Origin of the sequence: Chromohalobacter sp. 296-RDG (assembly GCF_029889885.1) — a bacterium.
In the GTDB taxonomy this organism is placed as follows: domain Bacteria; phylum Pseudomonadota; class Gammaproteobacteria; order Pseudomonadales; family Halomonadaceae; genus Chromohalobacter.
On record NZ_JARANY010000009.1, the window covers coordinates 15997 to 38962 of the forward strand.

Consider the following 22966-nt stretch of genomic DNA (forward strand, 5'->3'; position numbering starts at 1 on the left):
TATCGTTTGAATGGAAATTGTTGCCTATCTTAGCGCCTGCCCAGACCTTTTAAAAATTCATAAAACGCATTCACGCTATAGCGTTTGGCAATATAAAAAGCCCGTGTCTCGTGACACGGGCTTTGGCAGTGCGCAAGACGCACCGATAAGAAGCGTCAATGAGGCGTCACACGAAACGCCCCAGGCCAGCGACTTCGCGCACACGCTCCATGAGAGGTTGCGCCTCGGCACGGGCCTTTTCGGCGCCCTGCTTGAGCACGTTCTCGATATGCCCGGGGTCTTCGAGCAGAGCATTATACCGCTCGCGAGGTTCGCGCAAGTGCGCGTTGAGATATTCGAAGACCCGATCCTTGGCCTCGCCCCAGCCGATGCCGTTCTCGTAGTCGGCCCGCATGGTGGCGGTCTCTTCGGCGGAGGCAAACGACGAGAAGATCTGAAACAGCGTGCAGCCATCGGGGTCCTTGGGCTCGCCGGGCTCCAGGGAGTTGGTCTTGATCTTGCGCACCAGCTTCTGGAGCTTCTTCTCCGAGACGAACAGCGGGATGGTGTTGTTGTAACTCTTGGACATCTTGCGGCCATCGAGTCCGTTCAATACTTCTACCTTGTCGTCGACTACCGCCTCGGGCAGCGTGAAATACTGTCCCTTGTAGAGATGGTTGAAGCGCCCGCCCATATCGCGCGCCATCTCGATATGCTGGATCTGGTCGCGCCCCACCGGGACTTTAGTGGCATTGAACATCAGGATATCCGCCGCCATCAGCACCGGATAACCGAACAGCCCCATGCTCACGCCCTTATCCATATCCTGATGGCCGAGCTCTTCGTTCTCGTCCACCGCCGCCTTGTAGGCATGGGCGCGGTTCATCAGCCCCTTGGCACAGACGCAGGACAGCATCCAGGTAAGCTCGGGAATCTCGGGAATGTCCGACTGGCGGTAGAAGACAGCATTGTCGGTATCCAGGCCCAACGCCAGCCAGGTGGCGGCGATTTCCAGGCGCGATTGCTGCACGCGCTTGGGATCCTGACACTTGATCAACGCATGCAGATCCGCGAGGAAATAGAAGGAATCCACATCGGGACGTTGGCTGGCCTCGATGGCCGGTTTGATGGCCCCGACATAATTGCCGAGATGCGGGGTACCGGTGGTGGTGATGCCGGTCAGAACGCGTGTCTTGGTCATGAAATTGGGCTGATCGCAACGAAATGTGAGAATCTGCCCAGTGTACAACGACGTCCCGGCCAAGGCGACCGGGCCCAGCCGGAACGTCGTCGTCCGCCACTACACCATCAGGTTCTTGGGATCGACCGCGTCCAGACCGAATGCCTGGGCCACCGCCGAGTGCGTGATGTGTCCGGCATGGACGTTGAGGCCCTCGAGGAAGTGAGGATCCTCCGCCAGGGCGCCTTGCCATCCTTTGTCGGCCAGTGCCAGTACGAACGGCAAGGTAGCATTGGTCAACGCCTGGGTGGAGGTACGCGCCACGGCGCCCGGCATGTTGGCGACGCAGTAATGCACCACACCATCCACGACATAGGTGGGATCGGCATGGGTCGTCGCGCGGCTCGTCTCGAAGCAGCCGCCCTGATCGATGGCCACGTCTACCAGCACACTGCCCGGACGCATGTCGCCGAGCATCTGGCGAGTGATTAGCTTTGGCGCCTGTGCGCCCGGTACCAGCACCGCACCGACGACGATATCCGACTCGCGGGCCGCGGTTTCCAGGGCGTCCGCCGTCGAGTACACGGTATTCAAACGACCTTGATAGCGATGGTCGAGCACTTCCAGCCGCTCCAGCGACTTGTCGAGCACGGTGACATCCGCGCCCAGCCCCAGCGCCATGCGCGCAGCGTTCTCCCCGACCACGCCACCGCCAATCACGGTGACCTTGGCCGGCGCCACGCCGGGCACTCCGGGAATCAGAATACCCGCACCGCCCTGGGCCTTTTCCAGGCTATGCGCGCCGGCTTGGATGGCCATGCGGCCGGCGACACGACTCATCGGTGCCAAAAGCGGCAAACCGCCTTCTTCGTCGGTGATCGTCTCGTAGGCGATGCAGGTCGCTTCGCTGTCCATCAGCCCTCGTGTCAGCGACTCTTCGGCGGCCAAATGCAGGTAGGTAAAAAGCGTATGGCTCGGCTTGAGACGCTTGACCTCCTCCGGCTGAGGCTCCTTCACCTTGACGATCAACTCGGCGTTATCCCATAGCGCGTCGAGATCTTGCTCGATACGCGCTCCCGCCGCTTCATACTCAGCGTCAGGGAAGCCGGCTCCCTCGCCCGCCGAGGCCTGCACTGCCACGCGATGCCCGCGTGCCACCAGTTCGCGCACCACGCTTGGCGTCAAGGCGACACGATACTCATGGTTCTTGATTTCCTTGGGTATGGCAATTTTCATGACGCTTCCTTTACGACGTGATCAACATAGGCTCAACGACTATTCATTACAGCACACGCACAGGAATCGGTGGGAAGGCGAAGAAAAAACGGAAGGACGCGCTATAAAAACACGTTTTAATAGAAAACTTTACGCTGACAACGTCCATGGCCGGACGATTTACGCCGGCCAGGTCGTGCATACCCTGCTCGCCTTAAACGGGACGTGCCTCGCCACACTGCCAGCAGGTATCGAAGACACCTTCCAGCCATTCACCACAGGCAGGGCAACGCCAGGCAGGGCAATCCTCAGTGGGACCGTTGAGGGCATCATCGACCAACGCTTCAGCGCGCTGGCGATGCCCCGCCGGCACCCAGACCTCCGGCTCGCATTCACCGGGCGGCAGTTCGCCGGCGCCACCGCCGAGCGTCATGTTGCGCAGCACGGGCACCAACCCGGCGCTGGCCAACACGTTGTGCACGTGGTTGACCAGCAACGCGTTGGGATGCCGAAAGACGCGAACGCTATCCAACGTCATGATCAGTTGCGGAAAACCCGCACACCCATTGCCTTGAGGTAGGCGGTTTCGGGAATCGCGGGGTGCACGGGATGATCCAGCCCCTGGTGGCCCTGATAGATGACCTGCCCATGGCGGTCCTGATGGCGGACCGCGCCGCGCACGCACTCCATCAAGCGCTCCGGCGTCAGGTGCATAGAGCACGACGCCGAGAGCAGCATGCCGTCGCGCCCCAGTAGCCGAATCGCCTCACGGTTGAGCCGCGAATAGGCACGCTCGCCGTTGGAAATGTCCTTGCGCTTCTTTATGAAGGCCGGCGGGTCGAGCACGATCACATCGAATTGCTCGCCTTCCGCCTTGAGGGCTGCCAATGCCTCGAAGGCCTCGCCCTCACCGACGGCCACTTGCTCGGCCAAGCCGTTAAGCGCAGCGTTATCGGCCACACGCTCCAGGGCCTGGGCGGAACTATCCACGCACAGCACCTCGCTAGCGCCATGTGCGGCCGCCTGAACACCCCAACCGCCCACATAGCTGAACACATCCAGCACGCGCTTGCCGGCGACCAGGCCATTGAGCCATGCCCGGTTGGCGCGGTGATCGAAGAACCAACCGGTTTTCTGGCCATCCAGCACCGGTACCGCGAAGCGCACACCGTTTTCCTCGAGCAGCACTTGATCAGGCAGCTCACCGTAGGCGACCTCGACCTCGTCGCCGAGCCGTTCCTGACGACGCCCGGACGAATCGTTCTTGAATACGATGGCGCGCGGCGCCAGTACTTTCTCGAGCGCGGCAACGATCTCGTCGCGCAGCCGGTCCATGCCTACGGTATTGAGCTGCACCACCAGCACGTCATCGAAACGATCGACGACGAGCCCCGGCAACAGATCGCCCTCGCCATGTATAAGGCGATAGAAAGGCTTGGCGAACATCCGCGCGCGCAGGCCCAACGCCTGCTTGAAACGGTGGACCAACAGCGAACGGTCGAGACGCACATCCATATCCCGCGACACGATACGCGCGCAGATCAGCGAATGCGGATTGACGTAGGCGATACCCATCGGCTTGCCATTAGCGGCCTCGATGACTGCCTGGGCGCCCGGTTCGAAATCCTTCAGCGGCGTGGTCGCGATATCGATCTCGTTGGAATAGAGCCACAAATGGCCCGCCTTGAGACGACGATCGGCGTTTTTCTTGAGGCGTAGACGTTCGGTCACGGAAAACCTCTTGGCAAAGATATCGCGCGGCGCGAAGCGCTCAGCGCTGACAGTGGGGACAAAAAACGCTGGCACGCTGCCCCAGCGTAGCCAAGCGTAAAGGCTCACCGCAACGCCGGCAAGGCGCTTCTTGCCGCCCATAGACGTTGAGGCGCTGAGCGAAATAACCGGGCTCGCCGGTGCCGCTGACAAAGTCGCGAAGCGTCGTGCCGCCCTGCGTGATCGCCGCCGCCAGCACCTCGCGTGCCGCCTCGGCCAGGCGCTCATAGCGCTCGCGAGAGATACGTCTCGCCGCACGCCGGGGGTCGATCCCCGCCAGAAACAACGCTTCGCTGGCGTAGATATTGCCAACCCCCACCACCACGGCGTTGTCCATCAAGAACGGCTTGACGGCAATGCGTCGCTTGCGTGAAAGCCGATAGAGACGTTCGCCGTCGAAATCCGGCGACAACGGCTCGGGCCCCAGACGCACCAGACGCGGATCGTCGACCGGCGAGCCCTGCAGCCAATCGACGATGCCGAAACGACGAGGGTCGTGATAACGCAAAATCGCGCCATCCTCCACGACCAAGTCGACATGATCGTGCTTTCTGGGCATATCGCCAAGCCGCGCCACACGCAGGCTCCCGGACATTCCCAGATGCCATAGCAGGGTACGTTCACCAACGGGCATGAGCAGATACTTGGCGCGCCGCCCTAGCGTACCGATTCGCTGACCGACGAGCATATCCGCCAGGTCATCCGGCACCGGCGTGCGCAGGCGTGGCTGGCGCACGATGACTTCACGAATCTCGCGCCCCTCTATATAGGGCGCAATCCCGCGGCGCGTCGTCTCGACTTCAGGGAGTTCAGGCATGCTGGCTTCCCGCCATCTTTCTTGCTGACATAAAAAAACCCGGAGCGACCCGGGTTTTTCTGACAGGTGAACGTCACCTGAGGCAAAGGAGGGCCAAGATCACTTGATCTTGGCTTCCTTGTACATCACGTGCTTGCGGACGACCGGGTCGAATTTTTTCATTTCGAGCTTGTCCGGCGTGTTCCGCTTGTTCTTGTCGGTGGTGTAGAAATGGCCGGTTCCGGCGCTGGACACCATCTTGATCTTGTCACGCATGAATCATTACTCCCTGTTTGGACGCGTGTTTAGACGCGGTCACCACGCTTGCGAATATCGCTGAGCACTTCTTCAATGCCCTTCTTGTCGATGATGCGCATGCCCTTGGAGGAAACGCGCAGCCTGACGAAGCGCTTTTCGGCTTCTACCCAGAAACGATGGGAGTGCAAGTTCGGCAAGAAGCGACGACGTGTTCTCCGCTGGGAGTGAGAAACATTGTTACCAGTCACCGGGCGCTTGCCGGTAACCTGACATACTTGGGACATGGAAGCCTCCAACCACTGGCGAGTTGTCAAAACCTGTCGGGCAAACCGGGAATGGCAGGCTACCGCCTTCTGCCCTGATTCAAAGGGCGTACTTTATACCAGACGTCAAGCCTTGCCGCAAGCTTGTGGAGGCTCGACGGACGGCCAACCCCTGGCATCGCGGGCACGGCCTCAAAGCCATCCGCGTTCGGCAAACGATGTTACCTCACCATCGCCGACGACGAAATGATCCAGCACACGGATCTCGAAAAGTCCCAGCGCCTCCTTGAGCCGCCGGGTGATCCGACGGTCGGCGTCGCTCGGCTCGGCCACGCCCGAGGGATGATTGTGAGCAAAGATCAAGGCCCCTGCGTTGAGTGCCAGCGCCCGACGCGACACCTCACGTGGGTAGACGGAGGCACTATCGAGCGTGCCTTCCGACAGCGTCTCGAAACGGATCACACGGTGCTGCGTATCCAGGAACAATGCCGCAAACGCCTCATGGGGCAAGTGACGCAACTGCGAGGTCAAGAACTGGCGCACCAAGGCCGGCGAGGTCAGGGCGCCGCCACGCTCCAACAAGCTCCCCAGGTGTCGCCGCGACAGCTCCAAGGAGGCCTGAAGCTGCACATACTTGGCTTTTCCCAGGCCATGCTCCGCGCAAAAGCGCGCCTGATCGGCCTCCAGCAACGGCCGCAGGCCTCCGAAAGCGACCAGCAGGTCACGTGCGAGGTCCACCGCCGAACGCCCCTTCACGCCGACACGCAGAAAAATCGCCAATAACTCGGCATCCGACAGTACCGGCGCCCCCAGGGTGAGCAACTTTTCACGCGGGCGTTCGCCTTCCGGCCAATCGCGTATTCCCATCGCCAGCTTCCCTCAGATTTCGGATGTCACGGCATACTCAGACATAATATCAGAAATATCTTATTAAATAACAACGTCGCACACCGATCACCTCCAACCAAAGTTGCATCGCATGATTATCTAACCTGACTACCATACTAGTCATACAATGTATCGATTCAGGATCTTTACATGACGCCATCGCTGCTCGCGCTCTGGGACGAACAGCCCGACGATAATGTCCGTCAACGCCTCTATGCGGTCCTGCGCCAATCGATCATTCGTATGACGTTGGCGCCCGGCCAAGCTCTATCGGAGAAAGAGATCGCGGACACCTTCGCGGTCAGCCGGCAACCCGTACGCGAAGCTTTTATTCGACTCTCGGAGGCCGGCCTGATCGAGGTACGTCCCCAGCGCGGCACCTACGTCGTGCACATCTCTCAAGCCGATGTCATGGAGGCACGTTTCGTTCGCGAAGCCATCGAGATCGCGGTCGCACGAGACGCCGCCGAACAGGGTCTCGCCCCAGCGGTACGCGACGAGCTTCACGAACTCATCGACCGCCAGCAACGCTGCATCGAGACGCAGGATCATGACCGTTTCTACCGTCTCGACGAAGCATTCCACCGCACGCTCGCGCTAGAGACTGGGCACGACGCCGCCTGGCGCGTGACACAGGAGGTCAAGGCACAACTCGACCGGGTTCGCTACCTGAGCGTGCCGGACGCCACACCGATTACGAAGCTGATCGATCAGCACACCCACATTCTCGAAAGCATCATTGCGCGTAACCCCGAGGCGGCAGAAAAAGCCGTGAGGGAACACCTGCGCGAAATACTCAGCTCACTGCCAAACTTGGTCGAGCGCTTCCCCGAACTGTTCGCGTCCACCCCGGCCGGTGGTCGTCGAACCTCGCTGCATTCTGGAGTCAGTGCATGAAGATTCACGACGCCTATACCATCGTCACCTGCCCCGGCCGCAACTTCGTGACGCTCAAGATCATCACTGACGCGGGTATTCACGGGATAGGCGATGCTACCCTCAATGGCCGTGAGATGGCAGTGGCGGCTTATCTCGACGAACACGTCGTTCCAGCGCTGATAGGCCGCGACGCCAGCCGCATCGAAGATACCTGGCAGTATCTTTATCGCGGCGCCTACTGGCGGCGTGGGCCAGTGACCATGACCGCCATTGCCGCCGTCGACATGGCACTATGGGACATCAAGGCCAAGGCCGCCGGCATGCCACTTTATCAGTTGCTCGGCGGTAAAAGCCGTGAGCGCGTAATGACTTACGCCCACTGCACCGGCCAGGAGATCGATGACTGCCTCGAGGAAGTGGCCCGCCACGTCGAGATGGGCTACCGGGCGGTACGCGTCCAGGCTGGGGTGCCGGGGATCAAGACCACCTACGGCGTGGCCAAGAACCCTGGCGAGCGTTACGAGCCGGCCGACTCCTCACTGCCTGCCGAGCACGTCTGGAGCACCGAAAAGTACCTTAACCATGCGCCCAAGCTGTTTGCCGCCGTACGCGAGCGCTTCGGCGACGAGCTGCACGTCTTGCACGACGTCCATCATCGCCTGACGCCGATCGAGGCAGCGCGATTGGGCAAGGCCGTCGAGCCCTATCACCTGTTCTGGCTGGAAGACTGCGTGCCGGCCGAGAATCAGGAAAGCCTCCGCCTGATACGCGAGCATACCACCACACCGCTGGCAATCGGCGAGGTATTCAACTCGATCCACGACTGCCGCGAGATGATCCAGAACCAGTGGATCGACTACATCCGTATGCCGCTCACCCACGGCGGCGGCATCACCGCGATGCGCCGCGTCGCCGACCTGGCGTCGCTGTACCACGTGCGCACCGGCTTTCACGGCCCCACCGACCTGTCGCCGGTATGTCTCGGCGCCGCGATCCACTTCGACACCTGGGTACCCAACTTCGGCATCCAGGAACACATGCCGCACGCCGACGAGACCGACGCGGTATTCCCCCACGACTATCGCTTCGAGGACGGCCACTTCCTGGTGGGCGAGTCCCCGGGACACGGTGTCGATATCGATGAAGAGCTCGCCGCGAAGTACCCCTACAAACGCGCCAGCCTGCCGGTCAACCGTCTGGAAGACGGTACGCTCTGGCACTGGTAATCCCGTTTCCCTTTCATAGAGCGGAGTCTGTCATGAAAGCCTTTGAGGTTCGCGCCCCCCACGATTTCAGCATCGTTGATAGCGATGCCCCTCGAGTTGCCGCTGGCGAGGTGAGCGTCGGCGTCGCCTTCGCCGGTATTTGCGGCTCGGACATGCATATCATTCACGGCGACAACGCCTTCGTACGCTTCCCACGGGTCACCGGCCACGAGTTCGCCGGCGTCGTCGAAGCGGTGGGCGACGGCGTAGAGGGCCTCTCGGTGGGTGATCGCGTATGCATCGACCCAGTAATCAACTGCGGCGAGTGCTACCCATGCCGTATCGGGCGGCCCAACGTCTGCAGCGCCATGCAGGTGATCGGCGTGCACCGCAACGGTGGCTTTGCCAACCAGGTCAGCGTTCCCGCCGCCAACGCCCATCGGCTGCCCGAGTCCATCGCTCTCGATCAGGCCGCACTGGTCGAGCCCTACACCATCGCCTGTAACGTCCTCGACCGGATGCAGCCGTATGACGGCGATCCTCTGCTGATCCTCGGCGCTGGCGTGATCGGCCTGACGATCCTCCAGGTCGCCCGAGCCAAAGGGCTCACCGACATAACCGTCTGCGACGTCATCGACGACCGGTTGAATGTCGCCCGCTCGCTTGGCGCCAGTCACACCGTCAACGGTCAGCGGGAAGATCTCGAGGCCGTGATGGCCGAGCGCACTAGCGGCGAGGGCGTGCCATTGATCGCCGACGCCGCCTGCGTGCCGGCGCTATTCCCTCAGCTCGCGCGGATCGCCTCGCCGGCCGGACGTATTGGCTTGCTGGGTTTCAACACTACGCCCAGCGACCTGGTTCAGCTCGAGGTGATCAAGAAGGAGCTGAGCATCGTCGGCTCACGACTCAACAACCGCAAGTTCCCCGAAGTCATCGAGATGCTCGCTAGCGGGCGGCTCGATGCCACGGCGCTGGTCAGCCACCGGCTGCCCTTCGCTGAGATGGGTGAGGCGATCCACATGATCGACCATTACCCGGAACGCGTGTGCAAGGTACTCATCGAGCTCGATGCCTGAAGCGCCAAGCGCTTCGCCCCCTCGCACTCGCCAACGATCGACTGCAAACCACTACTCAACAAACCACTACTCAACGCTCAACAACAACAGCCATCAATCAGAGTCAGGAGTGAACGTCATGCTCAAACAGCTACTCGCCAGCGCCGTTATCGGCTCAAGCATACTCGCCGCCCCGTTCGCCACCGCCGCGGATTACACCCTCAAATTCGGCCACCTGGCCAACGAAGACAACATCTGGAACAAAGCCGCCGAGCGCTTCAAACAAGTCGTCGAAGAGGAGTCCGACGGCCGCATCGACGTACAGATATTTCCCAACGAGCAGTTGGGCACCGAGATGGAAGTCATCAACAGCATTCAACTCGGCACCGCTGATATGACCATCACCGGGGAAAGCTTGCAGAACTGGGCCCCCAAGGCGGCGATGATGGCCGTGCCCTACGCCTTCCGCGATTCCGAGCACCTGCACAAGGCAGTCGAGGGCGATATCGGCAAGCAGATCGAACAACAGATCGAGGAGAAAGCCGGCCTGGTACCGATCGCCTGGTTCGAACGCGGCCCGCGTGAGCTGACGTCCAACCGGCCGATCAAGAAACCCTCTGACCTTGACGGTTTGCGCTTGCGCGTACCTAACGTGCCGCTGTTCGTCGATACCTGGCAGGCGCTTGGCGCCAAGCCCACGCCGATGGCCTTCAGCGAGGTCTTCACATCGCTGCAGCAGGGCACCATCGATGGCCAGGAAAACCCACTGTCGCTGATCGAAAGCGCCAGCTTCAATGAGGTTCAGGACTACGTAAACGTGACCGACCACGTGCGTAGCTGGATCTACGTGGTGATCGGCAAGAAAAAGCTCGAGTCAATGCCGAAAGATCTGCAAGAGGTGGTCCTCGATGCGGCTCAGCAGATGCAATCCTATGAAGCGAAACTCTTCACCGAGGACCAGAAACGTCTGCGCAATGCGCTCGAAGAGGCAGGCATGGAGTTCGTCGAGGTCGATCAAAAAGCCTTCGCCGAGGCAGCCGAACCGGCCGTCAAGGCATCGCTCAACGATGAACAGCAAAAGCTCTATGAGGCGATTCAGGACCTCTAATCGGGCGCATCCCCCAACGCCGGGGCTGGGCATGACAGCCCCGGCACTCTGCCGACTCGCCGAGGAATATCCCTGATGAGCGATTCCGATTCCATATCGAGCGATCCACTGCACGACATTGCCGAAATTCCAGCTCTCGGCGGTATCTGGGGGCGGCTTGTCAGCGGACTCGACCGCCTTTTCGCCCTACTCGCATCGCTGGCACTGATAGCCATCGCCGCGGTGGTGATCCTGCAAATCGTCTCCCGAGTGGCACTGCCTAGTTCCCCGGCCTGGACCGAGGAACTGTCACGTTATCTGTTCATCTACATGGTAGCGCTGTCGGCCGGCCTCGTCCTTCGCCGCAACCGCCACGTCAACGTAGAACTTTTCCAGCATCTGTTGGGCCGGCGCAGCCAGTTGGTCTACCGAGCGCTCTGTTGTTTGGTCGTGGGTGTCTTCTCAGCGTGGATGATTCCCTACGCCATGCAATTCGCCCAGGTAGGCGCCTTCCAGACCTCACCGACGCTCGAGGTCCACATGCACTACATCTTCTTCTCGATCGTCGCCCTATTCGGCCTGTCCGCCCTGTATGCGGTGATCGGCTTGATCGAGGCCGGGGTGGCCATTGCTCGCGGCGGATCGGCTCATGCCGGGGAGACGCCGTAATGGAAGTCACCGTCCTGTTCTGCGTATTCATCGTTCTGCTGCTGGTGGGTATTCCCATCGCCTTTTCGCTGGGCATCGCTTCACTTTCTTACCTGCTACTATCGGACATCTCGCTGACCATCGTCCCGCAGCGCATGTACGGTGGTATCGATACCTTCGTGCTGCTGTGCATTCCCGGTTTCGTGCTTGCCGGCAACCTGATGAATGTCGGCAACATCACCGATCACATCGTGCGTTTCGCGAACGCCCTGATGGGTCATATCCGCGGTGGCCTGGGGCTGGCCAACGTGGGCGGCTCGATGATCTTCGGCGGTATCTCCGGCACCGCCGTGGCCGATGCGGCAAGCATCGGCTCGGTGATGATCCCCGGCATGTCCCGTGCCGGCTACGACAAACCCTTCGCCGCCGCGGTCACCGCCGCCTCATCGACGGTGGGTCCGATCATCCCGCCCAGCGTGCCAATGATCATCGCCGGCTCGCTATCCGGCGTCTCGGTCGGCCGGATGTTCCTGGCCGGCGCCATTCCCGGCCTGTTGCTGGGCCTGGCGATGATGATCACCGTGTACATCCTGGCGGTGAAGCGCGGTTATCCCAAGGAGCGGCGGGCGACCTTCAGGGAACTGATCAAGGAAGGCCGTAGCGCTTTCTGGGCGCTGATGATGACCTTCATCATTCTCTACGGCATCATCGGCGGCGTCTTCACACCCACCGAGGCGTCTATCGTCGCCAGCCTATACGCCTTGATAATCGGCATGTTCGTCTACAAGGGCATCACCTGGCGCAACCTGCCGCAGATCATCGTCGACACGGTACTGACCTCTGGCTCGCTGATGCTGCTGGTGGGCTTGGCCAACCTGTTCGGCTGGATCCTCACCAGCCAGCAGATCCCGCAGATGATCGCCGACCAGATCCTGGGCTTCAGCGCGAATCCCATCGTGGTGATCCTGATACTCAACCTGATCCTGTTGGTGGTCGGCACCTTCATGGAAACCATCGCCGCACTGATCATCCTGTTCCCGGCGCTACTGGGAGTGGCTACCGGCGTAGGCATGGACCCGGTCCATTTCGCTCTAATGGCAGTGCTTAACCTGATGATCGGACTGACCACCCCACCTCTCGGGGTCTGCCTTTTCGTTGTCTCGGGTATCGGCAAGCTACCGATGCTGCGTGTGGCTCGGGCCATCGTGCCGTTTCTGATCTGCAACCTGGTAGTGCTGCTACTGGTGTCCTACGTGCCGGCTCTTTCGCTGTGGCTACCCAACCTGCTGATGGGAGACTGATCGATCATGACTCCGACATCAATACTCAGCACGCACGCGCCGGCCACGGTGGGCATCGTCCATCTCGGCCTGGGTGCCTTTCACCGCGCCCACCAAGCGGTCTACCTGGAGCGTAACCTGGCCCGCCATGATGGCGGCTCATGGGGCATCGCCAGCGCCAACCTGCGTTCCAACCGCCAGCTCGTCGAGCTGATGCGCGAACGCAATCAGCGCTATCACGTCGCCGAGTACACCGACAGCGAAACCCTGACTCTGCGCGAGGTCACGGCGATTCGCGAGACACTCTATGCCGGTCCCGGCGGCGAGGACCTCGACGCCCTGCTGGCCCGCATGAGCGAACCCGACGTACGCATCGTCACACTGACCGTGACCGAGAAGGGCTATCACCTCGACCCGGCGGACGGCCGGCTACTGCTCGAAGCCGAGCCGATTCGTCACGACATCGCCGCCCCCACGCAGCCGCAGACCGCACCGGGCATGCTGGTAGAAGCGCTGGCTAGGCGATTCACGGCCGATACTCCGGCATTCACGGTGCTGTGCTGCGACAACATGCCCGATAATGGCAAGCGCACTCGCCGCGCGGTGATCGAGCTGGCACGCCAACGCGACGAGGAGCTCGCCGCATGGATCACCGAACACGTCGCCTTCCCCTGCAGTATGGTCGACCGCATCGTTCCGGCAATGAGCGAGGCCGATTTCGAGCGCCTGCGCGCGCAGGGCATCGACGACCCGGCGGCGGTAACCTGCGAGACTTTCAGCCAATGGGTGATCGAGGACGACTTTCCCCAGGGACGTCCTGACTGGGAACACGACGGCGTGCAAATGGTCGCCGATGTCGCACCCTTCGAATCCATGAAATTGCGCATGCTCAACGGCAGCCATTCGCTGCTCGCCTACCTCGGCGTGCTGGCGGGGATCGAAACGGTAGCCGACGCCATCGGCCGCGAGGAGTTCGTCGACCTGCTGCGCCGCTACATGCGTGACGAGGCCGCGCCGACGCTGAACATGCCCGAAGGCACCGACCTCGACGCTTATGCCGATAGCCTGCTGGCCCGCTTCGCCAACGATAGCCTGCACCATCGCTTGCAGCAGATCGCCATGGACGGCTCGCAGAAGCTTCCCCAGCGCTGGCTCGATGGCGCCCGGAAACAGCTCGCCGACGATGCGGATATCCGCTGCGCCGCACTCGGCGTGGCGGCATGGATCCGCTATACCGCCGGTCGCGACCTGGCTGGCGCGCGCCACCCGGTCGACGACCCGATGGCCGAGACCTTCGCCGCGTTGCATGCCGAATACGAAAGGCCCGAGTCACTGATCGCCGCCTTTCTCGCTCTCGACGCTATCTTTCCGCGAGCGCTGGCCGAGGATGCCCGTTTTAGCGACGCAGTACTCGATGCCTACCGCACACTGAACGACCGCGGCGTCGCCACAGCCTTGGCCGATCTCGACGCCCCGATACGATAGGATACGACCATGGAACACACCTGGCGCTGGTTCGGGCCCAACGACCCGATCACTCTCGACGACATCCGCCAGACCGGGGCTACCGGCATCGTCACCGCCCTGCACGAGATCCCCAACGGGGAAACCTGGCCTTGCGAGGCGATTGCCGAGCGCAAGCGCTTGATCGAGGCCGCCGGACTCAACTGGTCGGTGGTCGAAAGCGTGCCGGTCCACGAGGACATCAAGAAGGCCAGCGGTGACTGCGATACCTACATCGCCAACTACCAGCAGACGCTGCGTAACCTGGCCGCCTACGGTATCGACGTGGTGTGCTACAACTTCATGCCGGTGCTCGACTGGACGCGCACCGACCTGGCCTGGCCACTACCCACCGGCGGCACGGCACTGCGCTTCGACCAGACCGCCTTCGCCGCCTTCGATCTGTATCTGCTCGAGCGTCCCGGCGCCGAACGCGACTACGATGCCGCCGAACGCGACGCCGCTCTTCGCTACCTCGAGACGCTCGATGAAACGGCGCGCCAGCGGCTAATCGACACCATCATCGCCGGGCTACCCGGCGCCGAGGAGCACTACACCCTGGCACGTTTTCGGCAGGTGATCGCCGAGTATACCGAGATCGATGCCACCCGCCTGCGCGACAATCTCGGCCACTTCCTGAGCGCCATCGTACCGGTGGCCGAGGAGGTTGGCATTCGTCTGGCGATCCACCCTGATGATCCGCCCCGCTCGCTGTTCGGCCTGCCGCGCGTGATCTCGACACCCGATGACGTTCAATGGATCCTCGATGCCGCCCCCAGCCCGGCCAACGGCTTGACCTTCTGCACCGGCTCTTTGGGGATCAGCGAAGCGATCGATCTGGTCGCGATGGGCCAGCGATTCGCCGAGCGCATCCACTTCACTCATCTGCGTGCCACTCAGCGCGAGGAAGATCCACGGAGTTTCCATGAGGCAGCCCATCTCGATGGCGACGTCGATATGGTCGGCGTCATGCAGGTCCTGATCGACGAGGAGCATCGCCGCGAGCGTGACGGCGGCCCGCGTCTGCCGCTACGCCCCGATCATGGTCATCACCTGCTCGACGATCTCAATCGCGAGTCGCGCCCCGGTTATCCACTGATCGGGCGTCTCAAGGGGCTGGCCGAGTTGCGGGGAATGGAGACCGCCATCAAGCAGCTGTGCACTTGAAGCGGCGCCGGCTACGCAAAGCCGGGGCACGATGGTAAGGTGGAAGTCCTGCACAACGGTCAGGACTCCCGTCATGCCAACACTCTTCGGCAAGCGCGTGTTACTCGGCATCAGCGCCGGTATCGCCGCTTACAAAAGCGCTCAGCTCGCTCGCCTGTTGAAAAAGGCGGGCTGTGACGTGCGCGTGGTCATGACCGAGGGCGCGCAGGCCTTCATTACCCCGCTGACGCTTCAGGCACTCACCGGTGAAGCGGTGCGCACGTCGCTGCTCGACCCCGAGGCGGAAGCCGGCATGGGGCATATCGAGCTGGCGCGCTGGGCGGAAGTCATCCTCGTCGCGCCGGCTACCGCCGATCTCATGGCGCGCCTGGCGCATGGCCATGCCGACGATCTGCTCACCACGCTGTGCCTGGCCAGCGAGGCGGAGTGCGTCATGGCCCCGGCGATGAACCAGGCCATGTGGCGCCATCCGGCGACCCAGGCCAATGTCGCGACGCTACGTACCTTGGGCTGGCGCCTGCTGGGCCCCGATGGCGGCGAGCAGGCATGTGGTGATATCGGGCCCGGCCGCATGCGTGAGCCGGAAACGCTGATCGCCGAACTTTCGATGGCGCCCGAGGATGCGCCTAGCTCCACGGCGCCCGACGTCGCACCGGCAGTGCGCGATGCCGAAGGATTGATAGTCACGATCACCGCCGGGCCGACGCATGAAGCGCTCGATCCGGTGCGTTACCTTTCCAACCATAGCTCTGGCAAGATGGGCTACGCCCTGGCCGAGGCCTGGGCCCAACGTGGCGCTCACGTGCGCTTGATCAGCGGCCCTGTCGTCCTGGCAACGCCCCCGGAGGTCGAGCACATCGATGTGACATCGGCCAGCGAGATGCTTGCCGCCGCCGAGCACGCCGCCACCGAAAGCGATATTTTCATCGGCTGCGCGGCGGTCGCCGACTATCGCGCCGAACACGTCGCCGAACACAAGCTCAAGAAGACCGACGCCAGCGAGACGATGACGCTCACCCTCGTCAAGAACCCCGATATCGTGGCCGAGATCGCCGCGCGTTCACCGCACCCGCTGGTGGTAGGCTTCGCCGCCGAGACCCGTGACGTGGAACGCTATGCACGCGACAAACTGACACGCAAGGGCATGGACATGATCGTCGCCAACGATGTCTCCCAGGCCGGGCTCGGCTTCGGCGCCGACGACAACGCCGCCCTATTGCTGTGGCGAGACGGCGATGACACCGATAGCCAAGCGCTGCCGCCACAGCCCAAGACCACCCTGGCCGACGCCATCGTCGACCGGGTATTGACGCTTTACGCCCAACGCGCCCCCACGGCGCACGACTGACGGACCCATTCCCATGTCAGATGCCTCGTTGTCTTCCGACACTACCTTGTCGGTGAAGATTCTGGACGAACGCGTTCACGACTTTCCTCTTCCCGGTTACGCCACCACCGGCAGCGCCGGCCTGGACCTTCGTGCCCTGCTCGATGGCCCGCTGACGCTGGCGCCGGGCGACTGCGAGCTGGTGCGCACCGGCCTCGCCGTGCACATCGGCGACCCGGGCCTTGCCGGCATGATTCTGCCGCGCTCCGGCCTGGGGCATAAGCATGGCATCGTGCTGGGCAACCTCGTCGGCCTGATCGACTCCGACTATCAAGGCGAACTGATGATCTCGGTCTGGAACCGCGGCAACCAGACGTTCGTTCTAGAACCGGGCGAGCGCTTGGCACAATATGTGCTTGTGCACGTGGTACAGGCCAAGCTCGATATCGTCGAGGACTTCGCCGCCAGCGAGCGCGCCGGAGGTGGCTTCGGTCACTCCGGCCGTCATTGAGTTCGGGCGGGCGACGCTGACGGTCGCCCCGATGTTCACGGCCACACGGCCATCGACTTGAAGGGATTCACCATGAGCCAACAAGCTCCCAATACGTCCATCAGCGCGTCCATCTTCCGCGCCTATGACATTCGCGGCATCGTCGACGACAGCCTGACCGAGGAAGGCGTCGAACTGATCGGTCGCGCCATCGGTGCCGAAGCCGCCAGCCGCGACGAAACCACCGTGGTCGTCGCCCGCGATGGCCGTCACTCGGGCAAGCGCCTGCAGGCGGCTCTGATTCGTGGCCTGCGCAGCGCAGGACGCGACGTGATCGATATCGGCATGGTGCCCACGCCGGTGCTCTACTTCGCCACCCACACGCTGGAAGGCACGAGTTCCGGCGTCATGGTCACGGGCAGCCACAACCCGCCCGACTACAACGGCTTCAAGATCATACTGGGGGGCGAAACGCTCTCCGGCGACGCCATCACCGCGCTTTATCAGCGCATCCAGGACGATGCGCTTGGCGAGGGTGAAGGCAGCCTGCGTGAAATGGATGTGCGCGATGCCTACCTGGATCGCATCTTCGGCGATGTCAGCCTGAGTGGGAAGATCAAGGCCGTCGTCGATTGCGGTAATGGCGTGGCCGGCGAACTTGGCCCGCAACTGATCGAACGCCTGGGGGCGGAAATGATACCGCTTTTCGCCGATATCGACGGCGATTTCCCCAATCACCACCCCGATCCCGGCAAGCTGGAAAACCTCGAGGACGTCATCCGCACCGTCAAGGAAACCGGCGCGGATATCGGCCTGGCCTTCGATGGTGATGGCGACCGTCTCGGCGTAGTCACGCCCAAGGGCGAGGTGATCTATCCTGACCGTCTGATGATGGCCTTCGCCGAGGACCTACTCGAGCGTAACCCCGGCGCACGCATCATTTTCGACGTCAAATGCACCGGCAACCTGGCCCAGGTGGTGGAAAACGCCGGCGGCACACCGGAAATGTGGCGCACCGGGCACTCGCTGATCAAGGCGCGCATGAAGGAAACCGGCGCGGCGCTGGCCGGCGAGATGAGTGGCCATATCTTCTTCAAGGAACGCTGGTACGGCTTCGACGACGGCCTCTATGGCGCCGCCCGGTTGCTGGAAATCCTCTCGCGGCAACGTTCTACGCAAGGGCTGGACGCCGACGCCTTCTTTGGGCGCTTCCCGCAGGACCTCAGCACGCCGGAGCTCAACGCCAAGGTCAGCGACGAGAACAAGTTCGCCATCGTCGACAAGCTGGCTCGGGAAGGCGACTTCGGCGAGGATGGGGTGAAAACTACCCTCGACGGCATCCGGGTCGACTATGCCGACGGCTGGGGCTTGTGCCGCGCGTCCAACACCACGCCGATGTTGGTACTGCGCTTCGAGGGCAAGAGCGAGGAAGCTCTGGCACGCATTCAGGGCCAATTCCGTGACGCCCTCAAGCAGGTCGCCCCCGAGGCCGATCTCCCCTTCTGACGTTCGGCGGCCGGTGCCTGAGCACCGGCCGCCTTCAAGGAGACAACATTCATGAATGAACACGCACGCGACCCGCGTCTAGTGGTCGAGATCCTGTCGGAGGCGCTGCCTTACATCCAGCGCTTCTCCGGCAAGACCGTGGTAGTGAAGTACGGCGGCAACGCCATGACCGAGGACCCCCTGATCGACTCCTTCGCCCGCGACATGGTGTTGATGAAAGAAGTCGGCATCAATCCAGTGGTGGTGCATGGCGGCGGGCCGCAGATCGGTGACCTGCTCGAGCGTCTAAACATCGAGTCCCGCTTCGTCGGCGGCATGCGCGTCACCGATGCCGAGACCATGGACGTGGTCGAGATGGTGCTCGGAGGGCTGGTCAACAAGAGCATCGTCAACCTGATCAACCGCAGCGGCGGCAAGGCCATCGGCCTGACCGGCAAGGACGGCGCGCAGATCACCGCACGCCAGTTGCGCGTCGAGCATCAAAGCCCGGAGATGACCGCACCGGAGATCATCGATATCGGCCATGTCGGCGAGGTCGAGCACATCGCCACCGACCTCATCGAGATGCTCACCGCGCGCGATTTCATCCCCGTGATCGCGCCGATCGGCGTCGACGCCGAAGGCCATAGCTACAATATCAACGCCGATCTGGTCGCCGGCAAGGTCGCCGAAGCACTGAGTGCCGAGAAGCTGATGCTGCTGACCAACGTCGCCGGGCTGATGAATGCCGAGGATGAAGTCATGACGGGCCTTTCCACCGCGCAGGTGGACGCACTGATCGGCGATGGCACCATCCATGGCGGTATGCTGCCCAAGATTCGCTGTGCGTTGGATGCCGTCAAAGGCGGCGTGGCCAGTTCGCATATCATCGACGGTCGCGTACCGCACGCCACGCTACTGGAGATCTTCACCAATGCCGGGGTCGGCACACTGATCACCGACACCGACGAAGGCGCCGCAGACTGACAATTCCCCTCGCACCCGGGACGGTGCGCCGCAATGCGCGACGATTTGTCGGCATCTCGGCAGCCCATTAGGATGGGCTAACACGATTCCAATAGAAGAAAATCGATGACGCAGGAAACACCCAAGCAAACTCGCCGGGAGCAGATCCTCCAGGCGCTGGCGCTGATGTTGCAAGAGGACAGCGGCAAGCGGATCACGACCGCAGCGCTGGCCCGCCAGGTCGGCGTCAGCGAAGCCGCCCTCTACCGGCATTTCCCCAGCAAGGCGCGGATGTTCGAAGGGCTGATCGAATTCATAGAGGAGACGCTGTTCGAGCGCATCCGTCGCATTCTCGATGAAGAGCCGCAGGCACAGGCGCGCTGTCATCATATTCTGACACTGCTGTTGGGCTTTGCAGAAAAGAACCCCGGTCTGTGCCGGCTACTCGGTGGCGATGCCTTGACCGGAGAAACCGCACGCTTGCGCGTGCGCATGACGCAGCTCTTCGACCGACTGGAGACCCAGCTCAAGCAGATACTGCGCGAAGCCGAGATTCACGAAGGATTGCGCACCACGCTAAAAGTCTCGGCCGCCGCCAACCTGCTGCTGGCCACCGCCGATGGGCGCATTACGCAATATGTGCGCAGCGACTTCCGGCGTCTTCCCACCGAGCACTGGGAAGATCAGTGGCAGATGCTCTCCGCTCGTCTGCTGGTCGCCACGCCACACCCTGCCCACGTATAGACGCTGCATACGACAATGCCCGGCGCATGGCCGGGCATTTGTTCATTGTTGCTTACGCGTACGGATTTTTTCGCTCTATCTTTTCGCGGCAGCGCTCGAACTCAGGCGGCGAAGGCGTCACCGAGCTGCTGCTTGATCTTCTTCATGGCGTTCTTCTCAAGCTGACGAATACGCTCGGCGGAAACGCCGTACACATCGGCCAGCTCATGCAGCGTGGACTTGGATTCGGAAAGCCAGCGACGCTTCAGAATATCCTGCGAACGCTCATCGAGTTCACCCAGCGCCGACTGCAAGCGATGCGAGGAGTCTTCTTCCCAGTCCGCGGCTTCGAGCTGCGCGGCAGGATCGTAACGCTCGTCGTCGAGATAATGGACCGGCGCTTGATAGCCCTGATCTTCATCCTCGGAGGGCGAGGCATCGTAGCCGGCATCGAACGACGAGAGACGGCCTTCCATCTCGCGCACGACCTGCGGCTTGACGTCGAGATCCTTGGCAATGGCATCGACCTCATCGTTGTTGAGCCACGCCAAACGCTTCTTGGCACCACGTAGATTGAAGAACAATTTACGTTGGGCCTTGGTGGTCGCGATCTTCACGATGCGCCAGTTGCGCAGCACGTATTCGTGAATCTCGGCCTTGATCCAGTGCACGGCGAACGATACCAAACGCACTCCCTGATTCGGGTCGAAACGCTTGACGGCCTTCATCAAGCCGACGTTGCCTTCCTGAATCAAGTCGGCCTGAGGCAGGCCGTAGCCGGAGTAGCTGCGTGCGATGTGTACCACGAAACGCAGGTGCGACATGACCAAGCGCCGCGCCGCTTCGAGATCCCCCTGTTCGTACAGGCGGAAGCCCAGTTCTCGCTCCTCGTCGGAGGACAGCACAGCAATGCGGTTGACGGCCTGAATGTAACCATTCAGGTCATGACCGGGAGAAAGATGACCCACGGGCTGAAGACTGTTGCTCATGCAGATGTCTCCATCGGTTGTTCACCCTGCGTGCGTGGCGTATCCAACATCCACGGCTGCACGGCGAAGGAATCATGTGCCTGATAGCACGCATGACCCATTAGAAGGCTAACTTGAACGAAAGTTCAATACATGCCATCAGGCTTGTCAAGCCTAGCGGGGTTTGATGTCGGCAAGATGACGGCCGACGGCTAACCAAGCACCCAGCCAGCCCAATATTGTACTACACACACATAGCAAAACCGATCCCCCGAAGCCGAGTCGCGGCAGCGTGAAGTGGGCCCCGTAACTCTCGGCCAAGGCAGTGACCGGGGCCGATAACCAATGGCCACCCAGGACCAGCAATACGATCGCCAGAACGCCGCCGCCCAGGCCGTACCAGGCACCGCTATAAAGGAATGGGCGGCGCACAAACGCATGGGTGGCCCCGATCAACGTCACCACTTCGATCTCCTGACGCCGGCTCTCCACTGCCAAGCGGATGGTATTGCCAACCACCAGCAGCACACCCAACCCGAACAGCCCCGCCAGCGCCAGCGTCAAACGCTGCCCCAACTCAGCCAAACGCCGCAGGCGCTCCAGCCAAGCGAGGTCGACACGCGCCTCATCGACGCCATCAACCGCCTCGAGATTGCTCGCCAGCACACGCACCGAATCGGGGTCAGTGTCGGCCGGGGTGACCACCACCGCTGCGGGCAGCGGGTTATCTTCCAGCGAGGCCAGTGCATCCTCGAGCCCCACGCCTTGCTGGAATTCGGCCAGACCTTCGGCGGCAGTCACCAGTCGTGCCCCCGCCACAGGTGCCCGATCACGCAGTCGCGCAGCGACATCCATCGCCGCACGCTCATCGAGGCGTGTATCGAGATAGACGGTCACGGTAGCGCTTTCGTCGAGCTCGGCATCCAGCAGTCGGGCGCTATCCAGGGCCAGCCATAACCCGCTGGGCAGTACCAGGGCGATGGCGATCGCCAACATGGTCAACAGGCTGCTCAGCGGGCGCTTGGCGAGCCGCTGAGCGCTATCGAGCCACATCGCGCGATGATGACGCAGCCACGCCCGCGTGCGACTTTCCAGCCCTACCTGCGAGGCTCTAGCGCCACGCCGCGTGGAGCGCTGACTTTCCGGGGACGTCGTGCGCCGTGTCATGCCGCCTCCTCATCGCCGACCAGTCGGCCTTCGCGCAGGCGCAAGACCCGGTGCCGCAGACGCGTGATCAGGGCCAGGTCGTGACTGGCGACCATCACCGTGGTACCGATACGATTGAAGTCCTCGAACAAGCGCATGATATCGGCCGAGAGCTGTGGATCGAGGTTGCCAGTGGGCTCGTCGGCGAGCAGCAACGACGGCTTGTTGACCACCGCCCGCGCAATGCCGATACGTTGGCGCTCACCGCTCGAAAGTTCGATGGGCAGCGCCGTTTCCCGATACAGCAAACCGACCTTGTCCAATGCAGCCCGCACACGACGCGCCGATTCGCGGGGCTCCACGCCCTGAATTTCCAACGGCAGCACTACGTTGGCGAAAACGCTGCGATCGAACAGCAGCTGGTGGTCCTGGAAGACCACGCCGATCTGGCGGCGGTAATAAGGAATCTGGCTGAGATGAAAGCGATCGAGGTCGTGGCCGGCCACCAATACGCGACCGCGCGAAGGCTTGTCCAGGCGCATGATCAAGCGCAGCAACGAGCTCTTGCCGGCTCCCGAGTGCCCGGTGAGGAACAACATTTCCCCCCGCTCTACCCGAAAGTTGATATCGGCGAGGGCCTCGGAGCGCCCGCCGTAACGTTTGCCGACATGCTCGAAGACGATCATAC

24 protein-coding genes are annotated in these 22966 nt (G+C 62.1%); 13 read left to right on the top strand and 11 right to left on the bottom strand.

The genetic code is table 11. The features are described from left to right. Positions 1-166: 166 nt before the first annotated feature. The 8 genes from OP495_RS05560 to radC form a co-directional block, all read right to left on the bottom strand. Complete coding sequence (locus OP495_RS05560; RefSeq protein WP_280563591.1) at positions 167-1180, bottom strand: tryptophan--tRNA ligase; 1014 nt, start codon at positions 1178-1180, stop codon at positions 167-169. Between the two features lie 99 nt (positions 1181-1279). Next, positions 1280-2395, bottom strand: coding sequence for an alanine dehydrogenase (gene ald, locus OP495_RS05565; protein WP_280563592.1), 1116 nt, complete (start codon positions 2393-2395; stop codon positions 1280-1282). Positions 2396-2588: 193 nt separating this feature from the next. After that, the gene (locus tag OP495_RS05570; protein ID WP_280563593.1) at positions 2589-2912 is read right to left on the bottom strand and encodes a DUF2007 domain-containing protein; all 324 of its coding nucleotides are present in this window, start codon (positions 2910-2912) and stop codon (positions 2589-2591) included. Between the two features lie 2 nt (positions 2913-2914). Further along, the gene (locus OP495_RS05575) at positions 2915-4105 is read right to left on the bottom strand and encodes a class I SAM-dependent rRNA methyltransferase (RefSeq protein WP_280563594.1); all 1191 of its coding nucleotides are present in this window, start codon (positions 4103-4105) and stop codon (positions 2915-2917) included. Between the two features lie 40 nt (positions 4106-4145). Continuing rightward, complete coding sequence (gene mutM, locus OP495_RS05580; RefSeq protein WP_280563595.1) at positions 4146-4961, bottom strand: bifunctional DNA-formamidopyrimidine glycosylase/DNA-(apurinic or apyrimidinic site) lyase; 816 nt, start codon at positions 4959-4961, stop codon at positions 4146-4148. A 99-nt stretch (positions 4962-5060) separates the two neighbouring features. Further along, the gene (gene rpmG, locus OP495_RS05585; protein ID WP_011508261.1) at positions 5061-5216 is read right to left on the bottom strand and encodes a 50S ribosomal protein L33; all 156 of its coding nucleotides are present in this window, start codon (positions 5214-5216) and stop codon (positions 5061-5063) included. 29 nt (positions 5217-5245) lie between these two features. Then, on the bottom strand, positions 5246-5482 hold the full coding sequence (gene rpmB, locus OP495_RS05590; protein ID WP_280563596.1) for a 50S ribosomal protein L28: 237 nt from the start codon (positions 5480-5482) through the stop codon (positions 5246-5248). Positions 5483-5653: 171 nt separating this feature from the next. Next, positions 5654-6328, bottom strand: a complete 675-nt coding sequence (gene radC / locus OP495_RS05595; protein ID WP_280563597.1) for a DNA repair protein RadC — start codon at positions 6326-6328, stop codon at positions 5654-5656. Positions 6329-6499: 171 nt separating this feature from the next. Between radC and OP495_RS05600 the strand changes: the two genes are divergently transcribed. The 13 genes from OP495_RS05600 to slmA all read left to right on the top strand — a co-directional run bounded on the left by OP495_RS05600 (position 6500) and on the right by slmA (position 20185). Next, on the top strand, positions 6500-7246 hold the full coding sequence (locus tag OP495_RS05600; protein WP_280567746.1) for a GntR family transcriptional regulator: 747 nt from the start codon (positions 6500-6502) through the stop codon (positions 7244-7246). Continuing rightward, complete coding sequence (gene manD / locus OP495_RS05605) at positions 7243-8454, top strand: D-mannonate dehydratase ManD (RefSeq protein ID WP_280563599.1); 1212 nt, start codon at positions 7243-7245, stop codon at positions 8452-8454. Before OP495_RS05600 ends, manD begins: the two co-directional genes overlap by 4 nt. 32 nt (positions 8455-8486) lie before the next feature. Beyond that, entirely contained in the window at positions 8487-9509 is a 1023-nt protein-coding gene (locus tag OP495_RS05610; protein WP_280567747.1) for a Zn-dependent oxidoreductase, read from the top strand. Positions 9510-9627: 118 nt separating this feature from the next. Then, a complete protein-coding gene (locus OP495_RS05615) occupies positions 9628-10596 on the top strand; it encodes a TRAP transporter substrate-binding protein (protein WP_280563601.1) in 969 nt (322 codons plus the stop codon). 75 nt (positions 10597-10671) lie between these two features. Continuing rightward, positions 10672-11244 carry a TRAP transporter small permease gene (locus OP495_RS05620; RefSeq protein WP_280567748.1) on the top strand — a complete coding sequence of 191 codons (573 nt, stop codon included), beginning with the start codon at positions 10672-10674 and terminating at the stop codon, positions 11242-11244. Continuing rightward, positions 11244-12524 (top strand): TRAP transporter large permease, encoded by a 1281-nt coding sequence (locus OP495_RS05625; RefSeq protein WP_280563603.1) that lies wholly within the window; start codon positions 11244-11246, stop codon positions 12522-12524. Before OP495_RS05620 ends, OP495_RS05625 begins: the two co-directional genes overlap by 1 nt. Positions 12525-12530: 6 nt before the next feature. Further along, positions 12531-13988 (top strand): mannitol dehydrogenase family protein, encoded by a 1458-nt coding sequence (locus tag OP495_RS05630; protein ID WP_280567749.1) that lies wholly within the window; start codon positions 12531-12533, stop codon positions 13986-13988. 9 nt (positions 13989-13997) lie between these two features. Continuing rightward, positions 13998-15173, top strand: a complete 1176-nt coding sequence (uxuA, locus tag OP495_RS05635) for a mannonate dehydratase (RefSeq protein ID WP_280567750.1) — start codon at positions 13998-14000, stop codon at positions 15171-15173. A 73-nt stretch (positions 15174-15246) separates the two neighbouring features. Beyond that, positions 15247-16521: a bifunctional phosphopantothenoylcysteine decarboxylase/phosphopantothenate--cysteine ligase CoaBC gene (coaBC, locus tag OP495_RS05640; protein WP_280567751.1), complete on the top strand. Its 1275-nt coding sequence runs from the start codon at positions 15247-15249 to the stop codon at positions 16519-16521. A 13-nt stretch (positions 16522-16534) separates the two neighbouring features. Continuing rightward, positions 16535-17011 carry a dUTP diphosphatase gene (dut, locus tag OP495_RS05645; RefSeq protein ID WP_280567753.1) on the top strand — a complete coding sequence of 159 codons (477 nt, stop codon included), beginning with the start codon at positions 16535-16537 and terminating at the stop codon, positions 17009-17011. Positions 17012-17083: 72 nt separating this feature from the next. Continuing rightward, on the top strand, positions 17084-18496 hold the full coding sequence (locus OP495_RS05650) for a phosphomannomutase/phosphoglucomutase (RefSeq protein WP_280567755.1): 1413 nt from the start codon (positions 17084-17086) through the stop codon (positions 18494-18496). A gap of 51 nt (positions 18497-18547) precedes the next feature. Further along, a complete protein-coding gene (gene argB, locus OP495_RS05655) occupies positions 18548-19462 on the top strand; it encodes an acetylglutamate kinase (RefSeq protein ID WP_280567758.1) in 915 nt (304 codons plus the stop codon). Between the two features lie 105 nt (positions 19463-19567). Further along, the gene (gene slmA / locus OP495_RS05660) at positions 19568-20185 is read left to right on the top strand and encodes a nucleoid occlusion factor SlmA (RefSeq protein ID WP_280563610.1); all 618 of its coding nucleotides are present in this window, start codon (positions 19568-19570) and stop codon (positions 20183-20185) included. Positions 20186-20286: 101 nt separating this feature from the next. Here slmA and rpoH read toward each other — a convergent pair whose 3' ends face one another. The 3 genes from rpoH to ftsE form a co-directional block, all read right to left on the bottom strand. Beyond that, entirely contained in the window at positions 20287-21153 is an 867-nt protein-coding gene (gene rpoH, locus OP495_RS05665) for an RNA polymerase sigma factor RpoH (RefSeq protein ID WP_280563611.1), read from the bottom strand. A gap of 153 nt (positions 21154-21306) precedes the next feature. Next, positions 21307-22299: a permease-like cell division protein FtsX gene (gene ftsX / locus OP495_RS05670; protein WP_280567759.1), complete on the bottom strand. Its 993-nt coding sequence runs from the start codon at positions 22297-22299 to the stop codon at positions 21307-21309. Then, a complete protein-coding gene (gene ftsE, locus OP495_RS05675) occupies positions 22296-22964 on the bottom strand; it encodes a cell division ATP-binding protein FtsE (protein ID WP_280563613.1) in 669 nt (222 codons plus the stop codon). Before ftsE ends, ftsX begins: the two co-directional genes overlap by 4 nt. Positions 22965-22966: the final 2 nt, after the last annotated feature.

Bases quoted from the DNA above. Each gene is read 5' to 3' on its own strand.
- OP495_RS05560 (WP_280563591.1), bottom strand. From the start codon at position 1,180: ATGACCAAGACACGCGTTCTGACCGGCATCACCACCACCGGTACCCCG.
- ald (WP_280563592.1), bottom strand. From the start codon at position 2,395: ATGAAAATTGCCATACCCAAGGAAATCAAGAACCATGAGTATCGTGTC.
- OP495_RS05570 (WP_280563593.1), bottom strand. From the start codon at position 2,912: ATGACGTTGGATAGCGTTCGCGTCTTTCGGCATCCCAACGCGTTGCTG.
- mutM (WP_280563595.1), bottom strand. From the start codon at position 4,961: ATGCCTGAACTCCCTGAAGTCGAGACGACGCGCCGCGGGATTGCGCCC.
- rpmG (WP_011508261.1), bottom strand. From the start codon at position 5,216: ATGCGTGACAAGATCAAGATGGTGTCCAGCGCCGGAACCGGCCATTTC.
- rpmB (WP_280563596.1), bottom strand. From the start codon at position 5,482: ATGTCCCAAGTATGTCAGGTTACCGGCAAGCGCCCGGTGACTGGTAAC.
- radC (WP_280563597.1), bottom strand. From the start codon at position 6,328: ATGGGAATACGCGATTGGCCGGAAGGCGAACGCCCGCGTGAAAAGTTG.
- OP495_RS05600 (WP_280567746.1), top strand. From the start codon at position 6,500: ATGACGCCATCGCTGCTCGCGCTCTGGGACGAACAGCCCGACGATAAT.
- manD (WP_280563599.1), top strand. From the start codon at position 7,243: ATGAAGATTCACGACGCCTATACCATCGTCACCTGCCCCGGCCGCAAC.
- OP495_RS05610 (WP_280567747.1), top strand. From the start codon at position 8,487: ATGAAAGCCTTTGAGGTTCGCGCCCCCCACGATTTCAGCATCGTTGAT.
- OP495_RS05615 (WP_280563601.1), top strand. From the start codon at position 9,628: ATGCTCAAACAGCTACTCGCCAGCGCCGTTATCGGCTCAAGCATACTC.
- OP495_RS05620 (WP_280567748.1), top strand. From the start codon at position 10,672: ATGAGCGATTCCGATTCCATATCGAGCGATCCACTGCACGACATTGCC.
- OP495_RS05625 (WP_280563603.1), top strand. From the start codon at position 11,244: ATGGAAGTCACCGTCCTGTTCTGCGTATTCATCGTTCTGCTGCTGGTG.
- OP495_RS05630 (WP_280567749.1), top strand. From the start codon at position 12,531: ATGACTCCGACATCAATACTCAGCACGCACGCGCCGGCCACGGTGGGC.
- uxuA (WP_280567750.1), top strand. From the start codon at position 13,998: ATGGAACACACCTGGCGCTGGTTCGGGCCCAACGACCCGATCACTCTC.
- coaBC (WP_280567751.1), top strand. From the start codon at position 15,247: ATGCCAACACTCTTCGGCAAGCGCGTGTTACTCGGCATCAGCGCCGGT.
- dut (WP_280567753.1), top strand. From the start codon at position 16,535: ATGTCAGATGCCTCGTTGTCTTCCGACACTACCTTGTCGGTGAAGATT.
- OP495_RS05650 (WP_280567755.1), top strand. From the start codon at position 17,084: ATGAGCCAACAAGCTCCCAATACGTCCATCAGCGCGTCCATCTTCCGC.
- argB (WP_280567758.1), top strand. From the start codon at position 18,548: ATGAATGAACACGCACGCGACCCGCGTCTAGTGGTCGAGATCCTGTCG.
- slmA (WP_280563610.1), top strand. From the start codon at position 19,568: ATGACGCAGGAAACACCCAAGCAAACTCGCCGGGAGCAGATCCTCCAG.
- rpoH (WP_280563611.1), bottom strand. From the start codon at position 21,153: ATGAGCAACAGTCTTCAGCCCGTGGGTCATCTTTCTCCCGGTCATGAC.
- ftsX (WP_280567759.1), bottom strand. From the start codon at position 22,299: ATGACACGGCGCACGACGTCCCCGGAAAGTCAGCGCTCCACGCGGCGT.
- ftsE (WP_280563613.1), bottom strand. From the start codon at position 22,964: ATGATCGTCTTCGAGCATGTCGGCAAACGTTACGGCGGGCGCTCCGAG.